Origin of the sequence: Rahnella sp. RcJ3, assembly GCF_009498575.1 — a bacterium.
GTDB lineage: Bacteria > Pseudomonadota > Gammaproteobacteria > Enterobacterales > Enterobacteriaceae > Rahnella > Rahnella aceris.
The window spans coordinates 109,344-130,432 of sequence record NZ_QSNX01000007.1; the positions used below are offsets into that span (position 1 = coordinate 109,344).

Annotated in this window: 18 protein-coding genes; 4 read left to right on the forward strand and 14 right to left on the reverse strand. The window is 54.5% G+C overall.

The features are described from left to right. Nucleotides 1-46: 46 nt before the first annotated feature. Genes narI through DXU84_RS11165 form a run of 4 tightly spaced genes read right to left on the reverse strand, consistent with a single transcriptional unit; the run spans nucleotide 47 to nucleotide 6,742 of the window. Nucleotides 47-727, reverse strand: a complete 681-nt coding sequence (narI, locus tag DXU84_RS11150; protein WP_013575746.1) for a respiratory nitrate reductase subunit gamma — start codon at nucleotides 725-727, stop codon at nucleotides 47-49. Next, a complete protein-coding gene (narJ, locus tag DXU84_RS11155) occupies nucleotides 724-1,446 on the reverse strand; it encodes a nitrate reductase molybdenum cofactor assembly chaperone (protein WP_013575747.1) in 723 nt (240 codons plus the stop codon). Before narJ ends, narI begins: the two co-directional genes overlap by 4 nt. Continuing rightward, nucleotides 1,446-2,981 (reverse strand): nitrate reductase subunit beta, encoded by a 1,536-nt coding sequence (gene narH / locus DXU84_RS11160; RefSeq protein WP_037034411.1) that lies wholly within the window; start codon nucleotides 2,979-2,981, stop codon nucleotides 1,446-1,448. The genes narJ and narH overlap by 1 nt, the downstream gene beginning before the upstream one ends. Further along, a complete protein-coding gene (locus DXU84_RS11165; protein ID WP_153375735.1) occupies nucleotides 2,978-6,742 on the reverse strand; it encodes a nitrate reductase subunit alpha in 3,765 nt (1,254 codons plus the stop codon). Before DXU84_RS11165 ends, narH begins: the two co-directional genes overlap by 4 nt. A gap of 385 nt (nucleotides 6,743-7,127) precedes the next feature. Here DXU84_RS11165 and DXU84_RS11170 point away from each other — a divergent pair, with 385 nt between their 5' ends. Further along, nucleotides 7,128-8,147 carry a transporter gene (locus DXU84_RS11170; RefSeq protein ID WP_013575750.1) on the forward strand — a complete coding sequence of 340 codons (1,020 nt, stop codon included), beginning with the start codon at nucleotides 7,128-7,130 and terminating at the stop codon, nucleotides 8,145-8,147. A gap of 21 nt (nucleotides 8,148-8,168) precedes the next feature. On the opposite strand, the gene DXU84_RS11175 is transcribed toward DXU84_RS11170, so the two are convergent. Both DXU84_RS11175 and DXU84_RS11180 read right to left on the reverse strand, forming a co-directional pair. After that, nucleotides 8,169-9,863, reverse strand: coding sequence for a chloride channel protein (locus DXU84_RS11175; RefSeq protein ID WP_153375737.1), 1,695 nt, complete (start codon nucleotides 9,861-9,863; stop codon nucleotides 8,169-8,171). Between the two features lie 6 nt (nucleotides 9,864-9,869). Next, nucleotides 9,870-10,103, reverse strand: a complete 234-nt coding sequence (locus DXU84_RS11180; protein ID WP_013575752.1) for a hypothetical protein — start codon at nucleotides 10,101-10,103, stop codon at nucleotides 9,870-9,872. A gap of 173 nt (nucleotides 10,104-10,276) precedes the next feature. Between DXU84_RS11180 and DXU84_RS11185 the strand changes: the two genes are divergently transcribed. Together DXU84_RS11185 and DXU84_RS11190 are read left to right on the forward strand one after the other, a co-directional pair. After that, nucleotides 10,277-10,591 carry a type II toxin-antitoxin system RelE/ParE family toxin gene (locus DXU84_RS11185; protein WP_013575753.1) on the forward strand — a complete coding sequence of 105 codons (315 nt, stop codon included), beginning with the start codon at nucleotides 10,277-10,279 and terminating at the stop codon, nucleotides 10,589-10,591. Between the two features lie 53 nt (nucleotides 10,592-10,644). Beyond that, nucleotides 10,645-10,962, forward strand: a complete 318-nt coding sequence (locus DXU84_RS11190) for a HigA family addiction module antitoxin (protein WP_015690029.1) — start codon at nucleotides 10,645-10,647, stop codon at nucleotides 10,960-10,962. A 114-nt stretch (nucleotides 10,963-11,076) separates the two neighbouring features. Here the strand turns inward: DXU84_RS11190 and DXU84_RS11195 are convergent, their stop codons facing one another. From DXU84_RS11195 to chaB, 8 genes are all read right to left on the reverse strand, one after another. Continuing rightward, nucleotides 11,077-12,654, reverse strand: coding sequence for an ABC transporter substrate-binding protein (locus DXU84_RS11195; protein WP_112198522.1), 1,578 nt, complete (start codon nucleotides 12,652-12,654; stop codon nucleotides 11,077-11,079). A 142-nt stretch (nucleotides 12,655-12,796) separates the two neighbouring features. Then, entirely contained in the window at nucleotides 12,797-13,474 is a 678-nt protein-coding gene (locus DXU84_RS11200; protein ID WP_015690031.1) for an ABC transporter ATP-binding protein, read from the reverse strand. Beyond that, entirely contained in the window at nucleotides 13,467-14,291 is an 825-nt protein-coding gene (locus DXU84_RS11205) for an ABC transporter ATP-binding protein (RefSeq protein ID WP_223509804.1), read from the reverse strand. The genes DXU84_RS11200 and DXU84_RS11205 overlap by 8 nt, the downstream gene beginning before the upstream one ends. A gap of 49 nt (nucleotides 14,292-14,340) precedes the next feature. Beyond that, nucleotides 14,341-15,219 carry an ABC transporter permease gene (locus tag DXU84_RS11210; protein ID WP_013575758.1) on the reverse strand — a complete coding sequence of 293 codons (879 nt, stop codon included), beginning with the start codon at nucleotides 15,217-15,219 and terminating at the stop codon, nucleotides 14,341-14,343. Between the two features lie 5 nt (nucleotides 15,220-15,224). Next, a complete protein-coding gene (locus DXU84_RS11215) occupies nucleotides 15,225-16,277 on the reverse strand; it encodes an ABC transporter permease (RefSeq protein WP_013575759.1) in 1,053 nt (350 codons plus the stop codon). After that, nucleotides 16,277-17,845: an ABC transporter substrate-binding protein gene (locus DXU84_RS11220; protein ID WP_013575760.1), complete on the reverse strand. Its 1,569-nt coding sequence runs from the start codon at nucleotides 17,843-17,845 to the stop codon at nucleotides 16,277-16,279. The genes DXU84_RS11215 and DXU84_RS11220 overlap by 1 nt, the downstream gene beginning before the upstream one ends. A gap of 284 nt (nucleotides 17,846-18,129) precedes the next feature. Further along, nucleotides 18,130-18,819: a gamma-glutamylcyclotransferase gene (locus tag DXU84_RS11225; protein ID WP_013575761.1), complete on the reverse strand. Its 690-nt coding sequence runs from the start codon at nucleotides 18,817-18,819 to the stop codon at nucleotides 18,130-18,132. Between the two features lie 350 nt (nucleotides 18,820-19,169). Then, the gene (gene chaB, locus DXU84_RS11230) at nucleotides 19,170-19,403 is read right to left on the reverse strand and encodes a putative cation transport regulator ChaB (protein WP_013575762.1); all 234 of its coding nucleotides are present in this window, start codon (nucleotides 19,401-19,403) and stop codon (nucleotides 19,170-19,172) included. Nucleotides 19,404-19,874: 471 nt separating this feature from the next. Between chaB and chaA the strand changes: the two genes are divergently transcribed. Next, nucleotides 19,875-20,975 (forward strand): sodium-potassium/proton antiporter ChaA, encoded by a 1,101-nt coding sequence (gene chaA, locus DXU84_RS11235; protein WP_013575763.1) that lies wholly within the window; start codon nucleotides 19,875-19,877, stop codon nucleotides 20,973-20,975. The last annotated feature ends 114 nt before the right edge of the window (nucleotides 20,976-21,089 follow it).

The window sequence follows — 21,089 nt, forward strand, 5'->3', positions numbered from 1 at the left end:
CTTCGTTTTTATGTCAAAATTGCCAGATCACAATCATGCAGGTCAATCAGCGACGATTACGCACCAGCTGATAACGGCGGGTGAGATATTCCACCGGCGCGCTCCAGATATGCACCAGGCGGCAGAACGGGAACAACAGGAATAGCGTCATCCCCAGCACCAGATGCACGCGGAAGATAAACGCCACGCCATCCAGATGCGCTGCCGCACCGCCACGGAAGGTCACCACGGACTGCGCCCAGCCAACCAGTTTCATCATTTCACTGCCGTCCATATGCTGCGCGGAGAACGGAATGGTACTCAGCCCGAGGGCACATTGAACCACCAGCAGAATGATGATCATGATGTCACCAAAACTGGAGGTCGCCCGCACGCGCTCGTTGCTCAGACGACGCCACACCAGCATGCCGCCGCCGATCAGGGTCATCAGGCCACAGGCACCCCCCGCCCACATTGCCATCTGCTGTTTCACCGGCACCGGCAGAAAGGATTCATACATCCAGTGCGGCGTCAGCATACCGAAGGCATGTCCTGCGAAAATGCCGAGAATACCGACGTGGAACAAAGGCGAGGCAATACGCAGCGTTTTTTTCTCCAGCAACTGGCTGGAACCGGCGCGCCAGCTGTACTGGCCATAGTCGTAACGCAACCAGCTGCCGACCAGAAATACCGTGCCGCACAGGTAGGGATAGATATTGAAAAAGAAGTTGTTGAGGAAGTCGGTCATTTGCGTGGTTCCCCCGCAGGCATTTCATCAAGGTTCAGATACTGTGGTGCGACCGCACCAGCGAAGCGTTTCTGGTGCGCAGTCTCATCGCCCGACGCACAACTTTGCTCGCCGAGGAACTTGATTTGCTCCTCTTCCCATACCGCATCCAGCGCGGCGGGTGTGTCATCACGGGCTTCCTGTCTGATGCCTTCGCGCACCGTTTCGGTCGCGATATCACTGCCAGACAGCGCCAGCAGCAGATCAAACAATTCAGCGTAATGACTGTCCCGCTCCTGCATGCGGGCGCTGAGTAACGCCAGAATCGGTGCGATATCACGCAGCCCTTCCCGCGCCTGATTTTCATCACGCGTGGTCAGATATTCCAGATACAGTGGCAGGTAATCCGGCAGCTCGCGGCTGTCGATTTCCAGCCCGGCTTCACGGTATTGCCCCATCAGATCGACCATCGCCTGACCACGGTCACGGGATTCGCCGTGCACATGTTCAAACAACAGCAGCGAGGTGGCGCGACCACGATCGAACAAACCGGTATACGCCGATTGTGCATCCAGCAAATCCTGCTTACAGAACGCCGTGATATACAGCGCCAGATCAAGGCGCTGCTCCTGAGTCAGCTCCGGAGACTCTGCCACCGCTTCCAGCAGTTCAGGCTGGTGTTGCCACAATTCTTCGGAGGGGTAATCAAGCAGTAAGCCTGTCAGTCGTAAACTGTTCATCAGCGGTTCCTTTCGGTTTTCGCGCCGATGTCGATGGCATCGATGCGTTTACTGTTGAACAGGTTGAATTTGCTGTCGCTGCCGTGGCAGCCGTCGCCGAAGCTGAAACCACAACCTTTGGCTTCCGGGAAGGCTTCACGCGCCTGTTCACGATGGCTGGATGGCACCACGAAACGATCTTCGTAGTTGGCAATCGCCAGATAGCGGTACATTTCTTCCGCCTGTGCCGCAGACAATCCGACCTGTTCCAGCGCGCTGGTGTCCGTTACGCCATCAACCGTTTCAGCACGTTTGAAATGACGCATCGCCAGCATACGTTTCAGGGCGCGCAGCACCGGTGCGGTGTCCCCTGCGGTCAGCAGGTTCGCCAGATATTCCACCGGAATACGCAGGCTTTCGACGTCCGGCAGCACGCCGCTGTGCGGTAAAGCACCGGCATCGGCGGCAGACTGAATCGGAGACAGCGGCGGCACGTACCAGACCATCGGCAGCGTGCGGTATTCAGGATGCAGCGGCAGCGCCAGCTTCCATTCGATCGCCATTTTGTAGACCGGCGACTGACGCGCGGCGTCCATTACCGACAGCGGAATACCGTCTTTTTCGGCCTGCGCCATCACTTCAGGGTCGTTCGGATCGAGGAAGATACTCATCTGGCTTTCGTACAGGTCTTTCTCGTTTTCAACCGACGCGGCTTCGCCGATACGGTCGGCGTCATACAACACCACGCCGAGATAGCGGATGCGGCCGACGCAGGTTTCGGAACACACCGTTGGCTGGCCCGCTTCGATGCGCGGATAACAGAAAATACATTTTTCTGACTTGCCGCTTTTCCAGTTGAAATAGATTTTTTTGTACGGGCAACCGGTCAGGCACATGCGCCATCCGCGGCATTTGTCCTGGTCGATCAGCACGATGCCGTCTTCGCCACGTTTGTAGATCGCCCCGCTCGGACAGGTCGCCACACACGCCGGATTCAGACAGTGTTCGCACAGACGTGGCAGGTATGCCATAAAGGTATTTTCGAACTCGCCGTACATCTCTTTCTGCATGTTGGCGAAGTTCTGATCGGCAGAACGTTTGCTGAACTCAGTGCCCAGATCGTCTTCCCAGTTCGGGCCGCCGGTAATTTTCTTCATGCGTTTGCCGGTCAGCAGCGAGCGCGGACGCGCCACCGGCTGATGTTTACCGTCTTTCGCGGTATGCAGATGCTGATAATCAAAATCAAACGGCTCGTAATAATCATCGATTTCCGGCATATGCGGGTTGGCAAAGATTTTATGCAACAGGTTGGCTTTATTGCCCATGCGCGGCTGCAGTTTGCCGTTGATTTTGCGGATCCAGCCGCCCTTCCATTTTTCCTGGTTTTCCCAGTCGTGCGGATAACCCAGACCCGGTTTGGTTTCCACGTTATTGAACCACGCGTATTCCATCCCTTCGCGACTGGTCCAGACGTTTTTACAGGTTACGGAACAGGTGTGGCAGCCAATGCATTTGTCGAGATTCAGCACCATGCCGACTTGTGAACGAATTTTCATTTGGCTTTCTCCTGTTGCACGGCGTCCTGCACGTAGTCATTGCCTTCATCGTCTAACCAGTCGATGCGGTTCATTTTGCGCACAATCACAAATTCATCGCGGTTAGAACCGACCGTGCCGTAGTAGTTGAAGCCGTAGGCCAGTTGCGCATAACCGCCGATCATATGGGTCGGTTTCGGGCAAACGCGGGTGACGGAATTGTGAATACCACCGCGCTGCTGGCTGATTTCGGATCCCGGAATATTCACGATGCGTTCCTGCGCGTGATACATCATGGTCATCCCCGCCGGTACACGCTGGCTGACCACCGCACGGGCGCTCAGTGAGCCGTTGGCGTTAAACGCTTCGATCCAGTCGTTGTCCTCGATACCTAACTGTTTCGCATCGTCTTCACTCAGCCAGACAATCGGACCGCCGCGACCTAAGGTCAGCATCAGCAGGTTGTCGCTGTAGGTGGAGTGAATACCCCATTTCTGGTGCGGCGTCAGGAAGTTCAGTGCCATTTCCGGATTACCGTTCGGCTTCGCATTCAGCAACGGTTGCGCCGCGCGGGTGTCGATTGGCGGACGGTACACCAGCAGGCTTTCACCGAAGGCGCGCATCCACGCGTGATCCTGATAAATCTGCTGACGGCCGGACAGCGTGCGCCATGGAATCAACTCGTGCACGTTGGTGTAACAGGCGTTGTAAGAAACGTGTTCATCTTCCAGACCAGACCACGTCGGGCTGGAGATAATTTTGCGCGGCTGCGCCTGAATATCGCGGAAGCGGATTTTCTCGTCTTCTTTATTCAGCGCCAGATGCGTGTGGTCGCGGCCGGTATTCTGGCTCAGCGCTGCCCAGGCTTTCACCGCCACCTGACCGTTGGTTTCCGGTGCCAGCGTCAGGATGACTTCGGCTGCATCAATCGCGGTGTTGATCATCGGCTGGCCTTTCGCCGCGCCATCCGCTTTGGTGTAGTTCAGTTTTTTCAGCAAATCGACTTCGCTGTCGGTATTCCAGCTAATGCCTTTACCGCCGTTACCGAGTTTTTCCAGCAACGGACCGACGGAAGTGAAACGCTCATAGGTGTTCGGATAATCACGTTCAACGGCCATCAGATGCGGGGCGGTGCGCCCCGGGATCAGCTCACATTCGCCTTTTTTCCAGTCTTCCACACCAAACGGCTGCGCCAGTTCAGCGGCGGAATCATGCTGGATAGGCAACGTCACCATATCGGTTTCGACACCCAGATGGCCGACGCATACGCGAGAGAATTCTTTGGCGATACCTTTGTAGATTTCCCAGTCACTTTTTGAATCCCAGGCCGGATCAACAGCCGCGGACAGCGGATGAATAAACGGATGCATATCCGAGGTATTCATGTCGTCTTTTTCGTACCAGGTGGCGGTTGGCAGCACGATGTCGGAATACAGACAGGTGCTGGACATACGGAAATCAAGCGTCACCACCAGATCCAGTTTGCCTTCGCCGCCCTGCGCCTGCCATTCGACTTCTTCCGGCATCACGCCGCCCTGAATGCCTAAATCATCACCCTGAATACCGTGTTCGGTGCCCAGCAGATACTTCAGCATGTACTCGTGGCCTTTACCGGAAGAGCCCAGCAGGTTGGAGCGCCAGACGAACAGGTTGCGCGGGAAGTTTTGCGGATTGTCCGGCTGTTCAGCCGCGAAACGCACGCTGCCGTCTTTCAGGGCTGCCACGGTAAAATCTGCTGGCGATAAACCGGCGGCCTTTGCCTGTTGTGCAATGTGCAACGGGTTAACGTTGAGCTGCGGCGCAGACGGCAGCCAGCCCATACGCTCGGCGCGCACGTTGTAGTCGATCATGCTGCCCGTGAATTTGGATTTATCCGCCAGCGGCGACAACAACTCCTGCGGCGCGACGGTTTCGTAACGCCACTGGCTGGAATGGTTATAGAAGAACGAGGTGCTGTTCATCTGGCGCGGTGGACGCTGCCAGTCCAGACCAAACGCCAGCGGCTGCCAGCCGGTTTGCGGACGCAGTTTTTCCTGCCCGACATAGTGTGCCCAGCCGCCACCGCTCTGACCGACGCAACCGCAGAAGATCAGCATGTTGATCAGGCCGCGGTAGTTCATGTCGAGGTGATACCAGTGGTTCATCCCGGCACCGACGATAATCATCGAACGGCCATGGGTTTTGTTGGCGTTATCGGCAAATTCGTGCGCGATGCGCTCGATGTTCTGCTGAGAAACACCCGTGATTTTTTCTGCCCAGGCTGGCGTGTAGGCTTTGATTTCGTCGTAGCCTTGCGCGCAGTTTTCGTCATTCAGACCGCGTTCAATGCCGTAGTTCGCCAGTGTCAGGTCGTAAACACTGGCCACCAGACCGGTACTGCCATCTGCCAGTTGCAGGCGTTTGACCGGCAATTTGTGCATCAGAATTTCATCCAGCGCCACGCTGTTGAAATGCTCACTGACCGCGCCGCCAAAATACGGATAGCCAACATTCACGACCTCATCATGATCATCAAGCAGGCTCAGCTTCAGGCTGACGTCTTTACCGTCTTGCCCCTCGCGGGATTCCAGATTCCACTTGCCTTTTTCACCCCAGCGGTAACCGATCGAACCTAACGGCGAGACCAGTTCGCCGGTGTTTTCGTCGAAGGCGATGGTTTTCCACTGCGGGTTATTTTCCTGACCCAAATTGTCCACCAGATCAGAGGCACGCAACATACGGCCTGCAGCATAAGAACCGTCTTCACGCGGTTCAAGCATCACCAGCATCGGCATATCGGTGTAGCGGCGCACGTAGTCAGTGAAATACTGACTTGGATTGTCGACGTGGAAGGATTTGAGGATCACATGGCCCATTGCCAGCGCCAGCGCGCTGTCGGTACCTTGTTTCGGTGCCAGCCACTGGTCACAAATCTTGGCGATTTCAGCGTAATCCGGCGTAATCGCGACGGTTTTGGTGCCTTTGTAACGCACTTCGGTAAAGAAGTGGGCATCCGGCGTACGGGTCTGCGGAACGTTGGAGCCCCAGGCGATAATATACGAAGAGTTGTACCAGTCAGCGGATTCAGGGACATCCGTCTGCTCGCCCCACGTCTGCGGAGAAGCCGGTGGCAAATCGCAATACCAGTCGTAGAAACTCAGACAAACGCCGCCGATCAAAGAAAGATAACGCGCGCCGGAAGCGTAAGACACCATCGACATCGCCGGAATTGGCGAGAAACCGATAATACGGTCCGGGCCGAAGGTTTTGGCGGTATACACGTTGGAAGCGGCAATCAGCTCATTCACTTCCTGCCAGCTTGAACGCACAAAACCACCGCGACCACGTGCCGCTTTGTATTCTTTGGCTTTTTCCGGTTGATTCACAATCGAGCCCCAGGCATCGACCGGATCGCTGTAATTCAGTTTGGCCTCGCGCCATAACTGGATCAGCTTTTTGCGCATCAGCGGATATTTCAGGCGGTTAGCACTGTAGAGATACCAGGAATAACTGGCACCACGCGGACAGCCGCGCGGCTCGTGGTTTGGCAAGTCCGGACGGGTGCGCGGATAATCAGTTTGCTGAGTTTCCCAGGTCACCAGACCATTTTTGACGTAAATCTTCCAGCTACATGAACCGGTGCAGTTCACACCATGCGTGGAACGGACCACTTTGTCATGCTGCCAGCGGCTGCGGTAACCATCTTCCCAGTCGCGATTGGTATTCAGCGTCTGGCCGTGGCCGTCAGCAAAAGGTTCAGCTAGCTGTTTGAAATAGCGAAACCGGTCAAGAAACTTGCTCATCCGGAACTCTCCTGTGCAAAGGCTTATTTGCGCTTTGTCATTATGTGAATGGCGGGGAATACAACTACATTGCTCAATATGGGCTCAGGGTATGCACGCGCGGGAGCCGTCTACTTGATTGCGATCAACGCCTTCGCGTCATGTATTTATTTACATAACGCCAGATACTCCCAAAGAGGTACAAATTTAAACGGGGTTAACTTTATGATTTATTGGTCATAATTTCGGAAAGAAAGCAAAAAGGCGGGAGTGACGTCATCTGACGGAAAATTGGGGGTAAGGCTGTTTGAATGTGACAGTATTGTGAAATTAGACGGGAGGTTATTGTATTTACGCCGATGTCTGGCGTAATGGTGCCACCTGCTTTGGTCACCAGAAATCCGACATGCCGACAGAAAAACCCGCCGTACTCAATTTCAACGATGAAGTCACCGGAATGATTTACGGCTTCGTTTTTCGTCCAAACCGCCCTGCCGAACGTGTTTCTTCACAACAGGTTCAGGAAGCCTGGCAGCAGATTTGCCACGACAAAGGATTCGTCTGGATCCACGTCAATCTCAATCATGCCATGTCAGAAAAATGGCTGAAAAAGCATTTTGGCGTCGGTGAGGTGTTTTTCGAGGAAATCCGCGAAGGCTCGCGCAGCACGCGCATTGAACGGCTCGATGACACGCTGCTGGCGGTGCTCAACGATGTGATTTTTCGCCCGGATGAAACCAGTGATGAAGCTTCGACGCTGTGGCTCAGTTGCCATCAGCAACTGGTGGTCACGGCACGCCATAAACCGGTCAGGCTGATCGAGCAATTATTCAAACGACTGGAGCACCTGAACATCAGCACGCCCACCGCGCTGCTGGTGCATCTTTTAGAAGAACAGGAAGATTTACTGGAACACATTGTGCGTCGGGCCAATCAGTACGTGGACACCATCGAAGAGCGACTCCTGAGCCATCACGTGAAAAAGAACCGCGCCGATCTGGGGCGTCTGCGCCGGATGCTGCTGCGGTTTCAGCGTTTACTGGCACCGGAACCGACTGCGCTTTTCCGCCTGCTGAACCGCCCTCCTACCTGGATAGCTCCCGCTGTGGTCCAGGATTTACGGCAGTTTGCCGAGGAATTTTCTGTGGTGCTCAATGACCTTATCGCGCTGACCGAACGCATCCGGTTATTGCAGGAAGAAATCACTTCACGCCAGATGGAGCAAAGCAACCGCACGCTGTATGTACTGACCGTGATCACCGTGCTGGCGCTGCCGATCAATATTGTGGCCGGTTTCTTTGGCATGAACGTCGGGGGCATTCCGCTTGCCAGCAATCATCACGGTTTTATTTTGCTGGTGATGATTGTCGGCGTGTTTACCCTGCTGGCGGGCTGGTATGCATTAAGGCATCGCGACGACGGCTGATGGCCGCGAACCGCACAACAACTACAGGAAATCTTTGGCTTTATTCAGCAGCGAGGCTTTGGTGATCACCCCCAGCAGACGGCGGGATTCAGCGTTTTCCAGCACCGGTAAACGTTCAAGCGGCGAATTGCTGAACATCGCCCACGCCTGTTCGTAACTGGCCTGCTGGAAAATCGTCGTGAATTCCTGCTCGATAAACGGGCCAATCGGGCTGCCGGATTTCACGCTGCCATCGATAAGCCCTGCTGCCACCACATTGGTCGGCACTACGCCGAGAAAACGCTCCTCCCTGTCCACCACGTACACATATCGCGTGCGCTGTTTCAGCCCTTCGCTGACCACTTCAGACAGCGAGGCATCAACATACATTTTCGAACATGGCGAAATCAGTGACGCCACCGTACTGTATTCAAAGGCATTTTTCGCCGCAAACCGCGCGTTATGACGTGTCAGCACCGGATACGTGCCACCGACTTTCAGGCGTGAGGCCACGACATAAGAAATCGCCGTCGCCAGCATCAGCGGGAACAGCAGCGAACTGTTGAGGGTCATTTCAAACGCCATCATGATCGACATCAGCGGCGCATGACTGGTCGCCGCCAGCAATGCGCTCATGCCGATCGCGGCATATAAACCGACCGGACCGGGATCGAACCCCAGCCATTGCAGGAAAGTACACACCAGCGCCCCGCCTGCCGCACCAATCAGTAACGACGGCGTAAACAACCCGCCGACCGCACCGGACCCGATGGTGATCGCTGTGGCGACAATTTTCAGGATCAGTAACGACGTCTGCAAATCGCCGTTATTGAGGATTAAATCAATCACCTCAAAACCGTTACCCAGCACCAGCGGCGACATCATCGCGATCAGCCCGACACCCAGCCCGCCGAGCCCCAGGCGCAGCGCGGGATGCGAAATGGGTTTCATCCACTGACGGACTTTATCGATTGATGAGATGAATAGCGGCCCGAGAATCCCCGTCGCCATGCCGATAATCAGCACGGTGAAAATCGCGCCGAAAGACGGGCTGAAAGAGGCGGAAGAATACAGATACAGTGGCGCGTAATCGGTCAGAGAACGGACAGTAAGCACCGCGACCGACGCCGAGATAAACAACGGGATCAGGCGCTGAACTGCGGTCACACCAAAGGCGATTTCCGCCACAAACAGCGCACCGGCAAACGGGGCGTGATACACCGCCGCCAGTCCGCCCGCGGCGGCCATGGCGATAATATCTGACTGATGTACACCTTTGAAACGCGAAAAACGCCCGAGCAGACTGCCGCTCAGCGCGGATAACTGCACCATTGCCCCTTCGCGACCAATTGAACCACCGCTGGCAATACTGGCAAGCGACGACAGCCCGCGCAGCACGGTACTGACCACCGGAATGCCCGGCAGACGCTGATCGATAACATCCAGATAATCCGGCATTTTGCCGTGCTTGTTTTCGTAGCGCAGCGCCAGGATCAGGATAAAACCGGCAATGACGCCGCCGGCTGTGGTGATCAGCGGCCAGACAATTTTGGGATATTCATTGAAAGCTTTGGTGATGTCGCTGCCATCGGTGAACATCAGGCCGTTAATACCCGAAATCGCCCCGCGAAAAGCGATTGTCACCAGCGCGGCAATAATCCCGGCGGGAATGGCGATCAGCAGGTTAATCAGATCACTCTTTTGCAGGACGTCAGGGTTGAAAGCTTTCAGGCTCATAAGATCTCAGTGGTCGAAAACAGTGACAGGCAGAATACCGATGGAAATCATTATCATGCTCATCAGCCCGACGCAACCCGGGGCGTGGCTTAAAATCGAAAATTGTTGTCCCCCGCCTGTTCCGCCGCCACGCTGATAAAGTGCGGTCACTACGCCGCCAATGCAGCGTAAACATTCTGCGCGCTTTGCCGCACTTATGCCGTCCCCTCTGTCGGACGATGCAAATTCTCTGGAAAACATCCTGCAAAATCCTAAACAACCGCTTTCGCTAAATGCATGAAGCATTAAAGTCACGTTCGTTCCCGGGAGAACAATCCCTATACAACGGCAAAAGACTCTGTTAATTTATGCACCGAAGCACAGTGCAACAAGGCTTCGGTGCCCCACCTTAAAAATCAGGATGGGTTCATCTCATGAACGATATGCTCAGGATAAGCAGTTTCCGCGATCAATGGCTGGAAGACTTTTTCCACTTCGCCACTCCCCATCGCAAAATACCCTGGACGCTGGCAACTGCTCTGGAAAGGAAGCTGGATATGATCAATGCCGCAATGGATTATCGCGATTTACTCTGGCCCCCGGGCAATCGCTATGAAGATCTGGCCCCCCCGTTAAAGGGATTTTCATCGATCAGAGTGAATGAGCAGTACCGTCTGATTTTTTACTGGCGGGAAGGAAAAGCACATGGCCTGTATTTAGATCCCCACGGTTACAGGAGTTACCGGTAATTATGAGCATATTCGCTTTGATGTTAATGAAGACATACCAGAAGGAACATCGTATGGCTGTGACCACACGTAAACCCGCTACCGTTGGTGATATTTTACTTTACGAATTTCTCGAGCCTGCAGGCCTGCGGATCAACGATCTCGCCGACATGCTGAATGTTCACCGCAATACCATCAGCGCGCTGGTGAATAACAACCGCAAACTGACCGTTGATATTGCCTTCCGGCTGGCAAAGACATTTGAGACCTCTGTCGAGTTTTGGTTAAACCTGCAAACCAATGTCGATATTTGGGAAGTGCGCAATAACCCGCGCCTGATGGATGACATTAACAAAGTCGCCCATCTGAAAGATTTTATGAAAAAGTCATGAAAACTCCGCAGCAGACAAGCCTCAATGGCGCGTTCAGGAACCTGCTGACAGGAGCGACCCCGAGACCGGTGGCCCGGGGTCATGACTTGAGAAGAAGGGATGATAAAGCCCCTCTTATTCCTTACTCACCGTATCCAGATACAACTGGCTCCCCGCCACATTCTGGCTCGCACCTTTCACGTTATCGCGGATGGCCACCAGCAACTTGCTTTGCAACGCCACCACAAAGGGTGAGTTTTTCTGCAATTCACGCTGCAAATCTGCATACAGCGCCTTGCGTTTGGTCGGGTCAGATTCCGCCGCCGCTGCGCGGGTTTGTTTGCTGATTTCCGGGATCACCCACTGAATACGCTGCGCCAGTGTTTTCGGGCCGTTCGGCACGTTATAGGCAAAGGTACTGGCGTTGGTGTTCGGGTCGAGGTAATCCGCACCCCAGTAAGTGAAGATCGACTGGAATTTATGCGCGCGCATGCGGGTCAGCACATCGCTTTCCACCAGCGGATGCACCACTAAATTGATATCGGCTTTGGCAAAGCTGGCCTGCAACGCCTGCGCGATATCGGAATAAGGTGGCTGGTTAATCACGATTAAATCGATTTTTGTCCCCGGTGCAATGCCGCCTTTGTTGAGAATGGCTTTGGCTTTCGCGACGTCGTATTTGAACGGCTGATCGTCAATGGCACCGGCTAAACCGTCCGGCAGGAAAGTCTGATGAATGCCGTACTGGCCTTTGAGCAGATCGGTTGAAATACCCTGGTAATCTACCAGCCAGCGGGCAGCCTCCCAGAGTGCGGGATTCGCCAGCGCCGGTTGGGTGGTATCGCCGACGTTAAACGCCAGATAGAAGACTTTCGCCGCCGGGAACTGGGCGACATGTACACCCTTTTCTTTTTGCAGCGAGCTGAACTGATCCGCGCCTAAATCGTATGCCACGTCAGCATCACCATTAAGTACCAGCAGACGGCGGGTAGAAGGATCACCGACATTTTTAAAGAGGACGTTTTCCAGCTTCGCCAGCGGTTTGGCATTCGGGTTACGTTTGAAGATTAGCGCTTCGTGAGGCACATAGTTACGCACTTCAAAGGCACCGCTGCCTGCTGAACGTGAACGCAGCCAGCTGTTGCCGAAATCGTTCTGATCGACATGTTCTTTCAACAGCTTGCTGTCAACAATGCCTGCCACCGGCGCGGATAAAATGCTCAGCACCAGACCACTGCCGATATCCGCAGGCCAGCTCAGTTGCACTTTATCGTCCGACAGTTTTTTCAGATTGCCGTCGACATTTTCTGGTGTCCAGCCGAGTTCGCCGAGAATAAACGACGGGCTTTTATTGAGTTTGACCACGCGACTAAAGGAATAAATCACGTCGTCAGCGGTCAGCGGATTGCCGCTGGCAAACGTCTGCCCCGGCTTAAGGGTGAAAATCAGGCTGTGCGCGTCAGGCCCTGGCTGCCAGCTGGCGGCGGCGTCCGGGTCGAGTTGATCGGGATGCTGACGGTTTGAAACCACCAGTTGCTGATACAGGTTAACCAGATTGCCGGAACTGACGGTTTCAAAACTCTCCGCCGGATCCAGGCTGATAATACCTTCGAGCGAACCGGCTACCACCAGCGTATCCGCAGGTGTCGCCGCATCCACACGGGTTGCCGCCATCATGAGCAGAAATAACAGGGAAGGAACACGTACTTTCATTGAGGTCGATCTCCACAGGTGAAAAGACAGTTTTTCCGAGTGTAGAGGTGCAGCGGCAAGGCCCGAACAATGAAATAAAGCTTTGTTATTTAATAAATTAGATTAAGCATTTTCCAGCTCCCTCCCCTGCGAAGGGGAAGGACTACGTCAAGACGTAACCCTTCGCCATATGCACCGCACGATCACACATATGGTCAATCACATCCGCATCGTGGCTGACCAGAATCATGGTCAGGTCGCTGCTGGCTTTCAGGTCGTTGAGTAAATTGAGAATTTCCGCCTGTACAGACATATCGAGGGCAGACGTCGGTTCATCAAGCAGCAGCAGTTTCGGTTTAAGCAGGAGTGCGCGAACAATTGCCACGCGCTGACGCTGGCCACCGGAAAGCTGGTGCGGATAGCGGTTCATCAGCGCCGGATCCAGTCCGACCTGGCGAAAACCTTCGGCAATTTTCTGTTCAATATCCTGCTCTTTGAGGATTTTCAGCGGCTCTGCCAGCGTGCGCAGCAGCTTGTGTTTCGGGTGCAGCGAGGCATAAGGGTCCTGAAAAACCATCTGCACGTCGCGGCGCAGGCTACCGGTAAAAGGTTTACCGGGTTTCACCTGATGATCAAGCAACGTCAGGCTGCCGTCCCAGTGTCCGTTCAGGCCCGCCAGCACCCACAGCAGCGAGGATTTACCGCAACCGGACGGCCCGACCAGCCCGAAGCATTCGCCTTTGTTGATAGTCAGGTTGACGTTATGTACCACCGTGCGGGTTTCGTAACCCTGACGATGCGACACGCTCAGCTGATGCAGTTCAGCAATAATCTCACTCATGGCGCGGCTCCTGTTTTAAAGAGGCCAGCAGCGCGCGATCCAGCACCGGCAGGCGTTCACCGTGGGTAAATTTGCTCGGACGGCATGACCAGAGTGTATGCGTATAAGGATGTGTAGCGTTCGCCAGCTGATCGGCTGCAAGCTCATCGAGCAGTTCGCCTTTGTACATCACCAGCACACGTTCACAATAGCGGGCGACCTGTTGCAGGTCGTGACTGATGAGGATCAGCCCCATATTTCGCTGTTCGACTAAACGCTCAATCAGCCCCAGAACCTGCTCACGCATGTCGAAATCCAGCGCGGAAGTGGGTTCGTCGGCAATCAGCCATTGCGGGTCGTTGATCAGTGCAATCGCCAGCATCACGCGCTGCCCCATCCCGCCGGAAAGTTGATGCGGATACTGCTGTTGCAGAAAAGCCGGATTCGGCAGACCGACCGCATTCAGCATCTCGGTGACCTTTTCCTGACGCTCCTTGCGGCCAAGACGGGTGTGCAAACGCAGCGGTTCTTCCACCTGTTTGCCGATTTTCTGCGTCGGATTCAGCGCATGTTTCGGATCCTGCATGACCATCGATACGCGGTTACCGCGAAGCGTGCTCCACTCACGTTCTTTGAGTGTGGTCAGATCGTTATCACCCAGCGTCAGCTGTGACGCGCGCAGCTTGCACGGATGTGGCAGCAACCCCATCAGCGCGCGGGCAGTCAGGGATTTGCCGGATCCGGACTCGCCGACCAGCGCCACACGTTCCTGTCCGACGCTGAATGACAGGGATTTTACCAGTTCCAGCGGACGTTCACCCGGCAGGTAAATGGTCATATCTTTCGCGACCAGCTTGTCGCTATTTGATTTGTCTTTATGTAAAAAGTCAGTTGCCATGTCGTGGATCCATTTTGTCACGCAGGCCATCGCCCAGCAGATTGAAAGCCAGGCTGGCGAAAAGAATCGCCCCGCCCGGTGCAGCGGCGACCCACCACTGGTCGAAAATGACTTTGCTGCCTTCGGCAACCATCGAGCCCCATTCAGCCGTCGGTGGCTGAATGCCCATGCCGAGAAACCCCAGACCGGCAGAGGCCAGAATGATGCCGCCGAGGCTGAGCGCCGCCCGCACCACGGCGCTGGGCAGGCACAGCGGCAAAATGTGGCCGAACATCAGTCGCAACCCGCCGATGCCCTGCATGCGTGCCGCCGCCAGATAATCGCTGCGGCGAAGTGCCAGTGTCTCGGCCCTCGCCTGTCGCGCAAACGGCGGCCAGCTGGTGAAAGCCAGAGCCAGTGCACCGTTCATCAGACCGGGGCCGAGAATAGCCACCAGCGCCAGCGCCATGACCAGACTGGGCAAGGACATCACAATATCGGTCAGTCGCATCACAATGCGTTCATACCAGCCGCCAATGTAACCGGCGCTGATACCGATCAGCAGGCCAACCGGAATGGTCAGTACCAGGATCAGTGACACCAGCAACAGCGTCGGGCGCGCGCCATACACCACACGCGAGAGCAAATCACGGCCAAAACCGTCGGTGCCCAGCCAGTGGGTTTCCGATGGTGGCAGCAGACGCAGTTCGATGTGTTGAATGTTCGGGTCAAACGGCGCCAGCCATGGTGCGAGCAGCGCGGTCAGTACCAGAATAGCGACCAGCACCAGCCCCACGGAAAACGTGGTGATGCGCCGGGCCGGTTTCCAGACGGAGGTTTCGGCTTCGGCCTCAACCTGCGTGGGTTGTTCAGGGATCATTTGAGTCATAGAAACTACCGGGTTCGCGGATCGAGCAGATAAGTAAGGGCGTCAGCCAGCGCATTAAGCAGCACAAAGCAGGTGCCGATCAGCAGCGTAGCGCCAAGAATTGCCGGGGTATCCGCGGCGAACAGCGCGGTGGTCAGATAACGTCCAACGCCTGGCCAGGCAAATACCGTTTCCGTCAGAACCGCCCCTTCCAGCAAACTGGCGTAGGAAAGCGTCAGCACGGTGATCAGCGTGCCGAGCACGTTCGGGAAAACGTGACACAGCAGTACACGTACCCTGCCCGCGCCTTTCGAGCGCGCCAGAATCACATATTCTTTGTTCATTTCGCCGAGCATCGACGCACGCAGAAGGCGCGTAATGCCCGCCATCGACAACATCGCCAGCACCGTTACCGGCAACCATAAGTGGCTGATGGCGTTGTAGAACATTTCACGGTCGCCGGAAAGCCAGGTATCAATCAGCACAAAACCGGTGCGCGGCGTCATAGTGTACATATACAGGTCATCAAGCCGTCCCGGCCCGCCCGCCCAGTGCAGTACCGCGTAAAACAGCAAAAGGCCGAGCAGGCTCAGCCAGAAAATCGGTACAGAATAACCGAGCAGCGACACCATTCTCGCAACGTTATCCAGCCAGCTTCCCGGTTTCCACACCGCCAGCAGCGCCAGCAGAATGCCGAGTGTGCCGCCAAGCAGGATCGCACAGGTCGCCAGTTCGACCGTTGCCGGGAAGGTGCGCATCAAATCGCTGGCGACCGGCTGCGCGGTGATGCGGGAGATACCCATATCGCCGTGCGCCAGTCTTTCCAGATAACGGGTGAACTGCACCGGCACCGACTGATCGAGACCTAAATCACGACGCACCTGCGCATAGGTGGCTTCACTGGCGTGATCACCCGCCACCTGAAGTGTCGGGTCAATCGGAGCAAGATGGGAAAGCGTAAAAGTAAACGCCAGCAGGCCGAGTAACGTCAGCGCCAGCGAAATCACGCCAGTCAGCAAACGGCCTGACCAGCGCCAACCCTGCCGGACGAATCCGGCGGGTGTTGAACTGTCTGTCATTACTTAGTGACCTTGCTGTAGAAGACCATGTCAGGGTTGATGCCCTGCACGTAACCTTTGATGTTGTCGCGTACGGCAATCAGGCTTTTCGCTTGCAGGCCAATCACGAACGGTGAGTTTTTCTGTACTTCCAGTTGCAACTGACGGTAATCCGCCACGCGTTTGGCCTGATCCGGTTCCGCAATCGCGGCCAGCGTCAGTTTATTGAGCGCCGGAATGGACCAGTTCGCCCGCCATGCCAGCGTTTTGCTGCCATCTTCCGGGTTGAAAGCAAACGCCGAAGCGTTAGTGTTCGGGTCAAAGTAATCCGGTCCCCACGAAGACATATACGCATCGTAGTTGTGTGATTTCACTTTGGTGGAGATCTGCGAGCTTAAACCCGGATCCAGTTTCACCGTTACGCCGCCCTGCGCGAAGCTGGCCTGCAACGCCTGGGCGATGTCCAGGTACGGCGGCTGATTGGCGGTAGACAGCGTGAAGCTGACGTTGGTCAGCCCGGCTTTTGCCAGAATCGCTTTGGCTTTCGCCGGATCATAGGTGTATGGCGTGTCATTCAGCGCGCCCAGATAACCTTCCGGCAGGAAGGCCTGATGCACCTGGAACTGATCTTTCATCAGGTCGTGTGCAATGTGGTTGTAATCGAACAGGTAACGGGCCGCTTCCCAGAACGCAGGATTACCCAACGCCGGAGAAGCTTTGGCGTTGAACTGCATGAAGTACAGCGAGGCATACGGGATCGCCAGAGGCTTAACGCCTTTTTTGCCGGCGAGTGCGGCCATCTGGTCAGAACCGAGATTACGCGCCATATCGGCATCCCCCTGCTCGATCAGCAAGCGGCGTGCGGCAGGATCCGGTACGTTTTTGATCAGAATGGTTTTCAGCTTCGGCGCGCCTTCCGGCGAAGTCGGATTCGCAGACAGAATCACCACTTCATGCGGAATGTAGTTGCGGATCTGATACGGGCCGGAACCGGCAGAATGGTTGCTCAGCCACTGATGCCCCAGGTCGTCAGCAGTGGCGTTAGCTTTCACCAGTTTGCTGTCAACGATAGAAGATACCGGCGCCGACAGCAGGCTCAACACGAATGACGGGCTGACATCGGCGGTCCAGCTGACTTTTACGTGCTGGTCATCGATTTTAGTCAGGAAGGTATCGACGTTTTTATCGGTCCAGCCCAGTTGCGTCAGAATGAACGAAGGTTCGAGATTCAGCTTCACCACACGCGATAACGAGAAAATCACATCATCGGCTGTCAGCGGATTACCGCTGGCAAAGGTGGCTTTCGGTGACAGCGTGAAGGTCAGGCTGCGGTTATCTTTACCTGTTTCCCAGGAGGCCGCCAGCGTCGGTTTTAAATCGATCGGGTTGTTCGGGTCAGACTGCACCAGACGCTGATAAATATTATTGAAAGCCTGAACCGTGGTCAGTTCGAAGCCCTGCGCCGGATCAAAACTGGAGGTGTCATCAATGGATTGCGCGATAACCAAAGTATCCGGCGGCGTGGCAGCCTGCGCAGAGAAAGTAGCCGCAATAGCCGTAAACAGGACGGACGGTAATAAAGCTTTCATCAGGTCAGACTCTCCAAGGTAGCGAAATTGCTAAAGTTTTGTTGAGTGTAAAGTTTCTTCAACCTACCAGAAAGTCTGATAAATACTATCGTTATGCGAATTTTGCATAACGTTATCTGATTGGTTATTAAAGCGTCGGAATGCGGTCTGACGGGGGATTGTTACTGTACAAACCACAGGGAAATACCCGCTGAAGGGATGTGGGAATGAATAGCACGTAAACCGGGGGGTGTTAAGGGAAGCGGGCTGCACGGAAGGACACGCACAGCCCGCATATGCGGGGCTTAGCTCAGCCCCGGCACATCAAAACCGGGAGAAACGGACAACAGCATTCGTACCTGTTTGACCAGCTCACTCATGCAGTCATCACGCATGCCGTAGTTGTTCAGCTCTTTTTCCAGGGCAAACAGATATTGTGCATTGGTCCCGAGCGGGCCGCTGGCCTGCGCAATCAGTGGCGCGATAACCTGATAATCGGTATCGGCCTCATATTGCGGGTGCGAGGGATCCATAATGAACACCAGCGCCGTCACCTTGCGGCCATCGTCGAGATTCAGTTCGCACCAGGTCGGACGATAACAGCCGGTCAGCATTTCACGCTTCCACAGCAATTCGAGTTCATCGAGAAGTGTGTCTTCCGGCAGACGGAACGCCAGACCGGTGGTTTTTCCGCCATCCCGCAGCGCCAGCATGCGGCCAGGTTGCGCATGGGTGCCACGCCCGGAGGTCAGGCGTAAACAGAAGGCACGATGATAACCGTGCAATGTGGCGGGTCGCGCCTCTTCCGAGTCAAAAACCGGGTTCCACATCAGTGAACCGTAACCAAAAATCCAGACCGGGCTGTTGTCGGGGCGACGCGCCAGCGTGCAGCTCAGAGAGGCTGCGCGCTGTTCAGGGGTCAGTAGCATCGACTCATCAATGCTGCCGAATGCTGTTTTGCAATCTGCGTTACGCAGGAAATCTCGAGTTAACATTCATTCCCCCTTCGGTACGACTTACTTTTGAACATGCCATGCTGTTAACGCTGTGTTCTCCGTTATCGTGAGTTTCATTTAATAACGCTATCGGACAGTTTTCGCCTGAGCTTCAGGCCGCGGGGCAAATTTATTAGGAAGTTTCGTATACCCCTGCTGAATGAAACCTTATTCGTTTCTTTCGTTGCAATCAAGGTTGAGAGCGATCACAAAACGAAAATAAAGTGATTATTTTATGAACATTGCATGAATGTTGATATTTAGGGAGGGAATAACACAAAAACAGCGGGAATCCGGAGGCCGGGCAGACCTTCTGGCAGGCGCGGGATCCCCCTCACCTGCCATTCATATCAGGATTTCTTAGGATGCCACTTATCGTCATCTCCTTTTTTATACCCATGTTTCACAGCGGCCCAGGCAACTTTATGCGCCGTTTCCTCACGCGAGTCATCGCCCTGCCGGTCTTTAGGTTTTTTATACTCATCCCAGGCGCTGTTAAACGCTTCCTTATAGATATCCTGCGCATGGGCAGGAAGCACATTGCGCACGGATTCAGGCAACGCTGAGCGGTTCTGATAAGGCATAGTCGTCTCCTTTTTCATAGCGTTCATCGCATTGATATTTTTTATGTGCGGCGTCTGCGCACAGGATAAAGTCTAGCTGCTACCCTCAAAGGACGCTGCCAGATTATTCTCGTTATCGGGCCGCTGACTGCACATTTACTCCATGAAATTGTGTGGGTATCCTGATGATTTACACAAACTGACGCATAATCGCCATATTACTACAATATCAATATAATACATTGTTTTTAAATGACTTAATATTTTAACAAAACGAATTATTAGGGTATTTATTGCTGGTTAATTCAGATTATTCCATGATAAACAATTGATATGTCATTTTTTATGCATTAACAATGACTTTACCCTGTTAATAGATTAATTTATCTACTATACTTAACAGGTTAGACCTTTATGCTGCCAGGCATTTTTCTGACAACTGACAGACAGGCGGTTGTTATTACGTGAGCGTTTATAAGGAGAATAATCATCATGGTGTCTTCACAGGAACATCCAAAAATCAAAACCCGCCATCAGGAATACTCCCTGGTTTTTCCCATCGCTGCACTTATCGTTCTCATCCTCTGGGGCAACAGCAGTAACTTTGCCTCGGTTGTCGGTATCAATTTAATCGCGCTGGTCGGTATCCTCGCCAGCGCCTTCAGCGTGGTGCGTCATGCCGACGTACTGGCACATCGTCTTGGCGAACCTTACGGGTCGTTGATCCTCAGCCTTTCAGTGGTCATCCTCGAAGTCAGCCTGATTTCGGCCCTGATGGCGACCGGCGACGCCGCGCCCGCGCTGATGCGTGACACGTTGTTCTCGATCATCATGATTGTTACCGCCGGTCTGGTTGGCGTTGCCCTGCTGTTGGGCGGGCGCAAATTTGCGACACAATATGTGAATCTCGGTGGGATCAAACAGTACCTGATGGCGATATTCCCGCTGGCGGTGATTGTGCTGGTGCTGCCTGCCGCGTTGCCGGCGGGCAATTTCTCGACGCTACAGGCGTTGTTTGTCGCGATGATTTCAGCCGCCATGTACGGCGTATTTTTGCTTATCCAGACCAAAACCCACCAGAGCCTGTTTATTTACGAGCATGAAGATGAAGGCGAAGAAGACGGACACGGAAAACCGTCTTCGAAAAGTAACCTGACGCATACGCTCTGGCTGATTGTCCATCTGGTGCTGGTTATCGCAGTGACCAAGTTCAACGCCAATCCGCTGGAAAGCCTGCTGACCGAACTGAATGCTCCTGCGCAGTTCACCGGCTTCCTGGTCGCGTTACTGATCCTTTCACCGGAAGGTCTGGGCGCACTGAAAGCGGTACTGAAAAATCAGGTACAGCGCGCCATGAATTTGTTCTTCGGCTCCGTGCTGGCGACGATTTCACTGACCGTACCGGCGGTGACCGTCATCGCCACCCTGACAGGTCAGGATCTGATTTTCGGCCTGGATCCGGCGAATATTGTGGTGATGCTGGCGGTGCTGATCTTGTGCCAGATTTCATTCTCCACCGGCCGTACCAATGTATTAAACGGTACCGCGCATCTGGCCCTCTTCTGCGCCTACATGATGCTAATTATGCTTTAAATCTTCATCCTTCGGGTTGCCGCCCTGATACAACCCAAATGATTTTGATTGAATGAAGAATGACAAAAGAAAGGCCGCTCAACTGAGCGGCCTTTTTCATGGGAGGGATGGGAG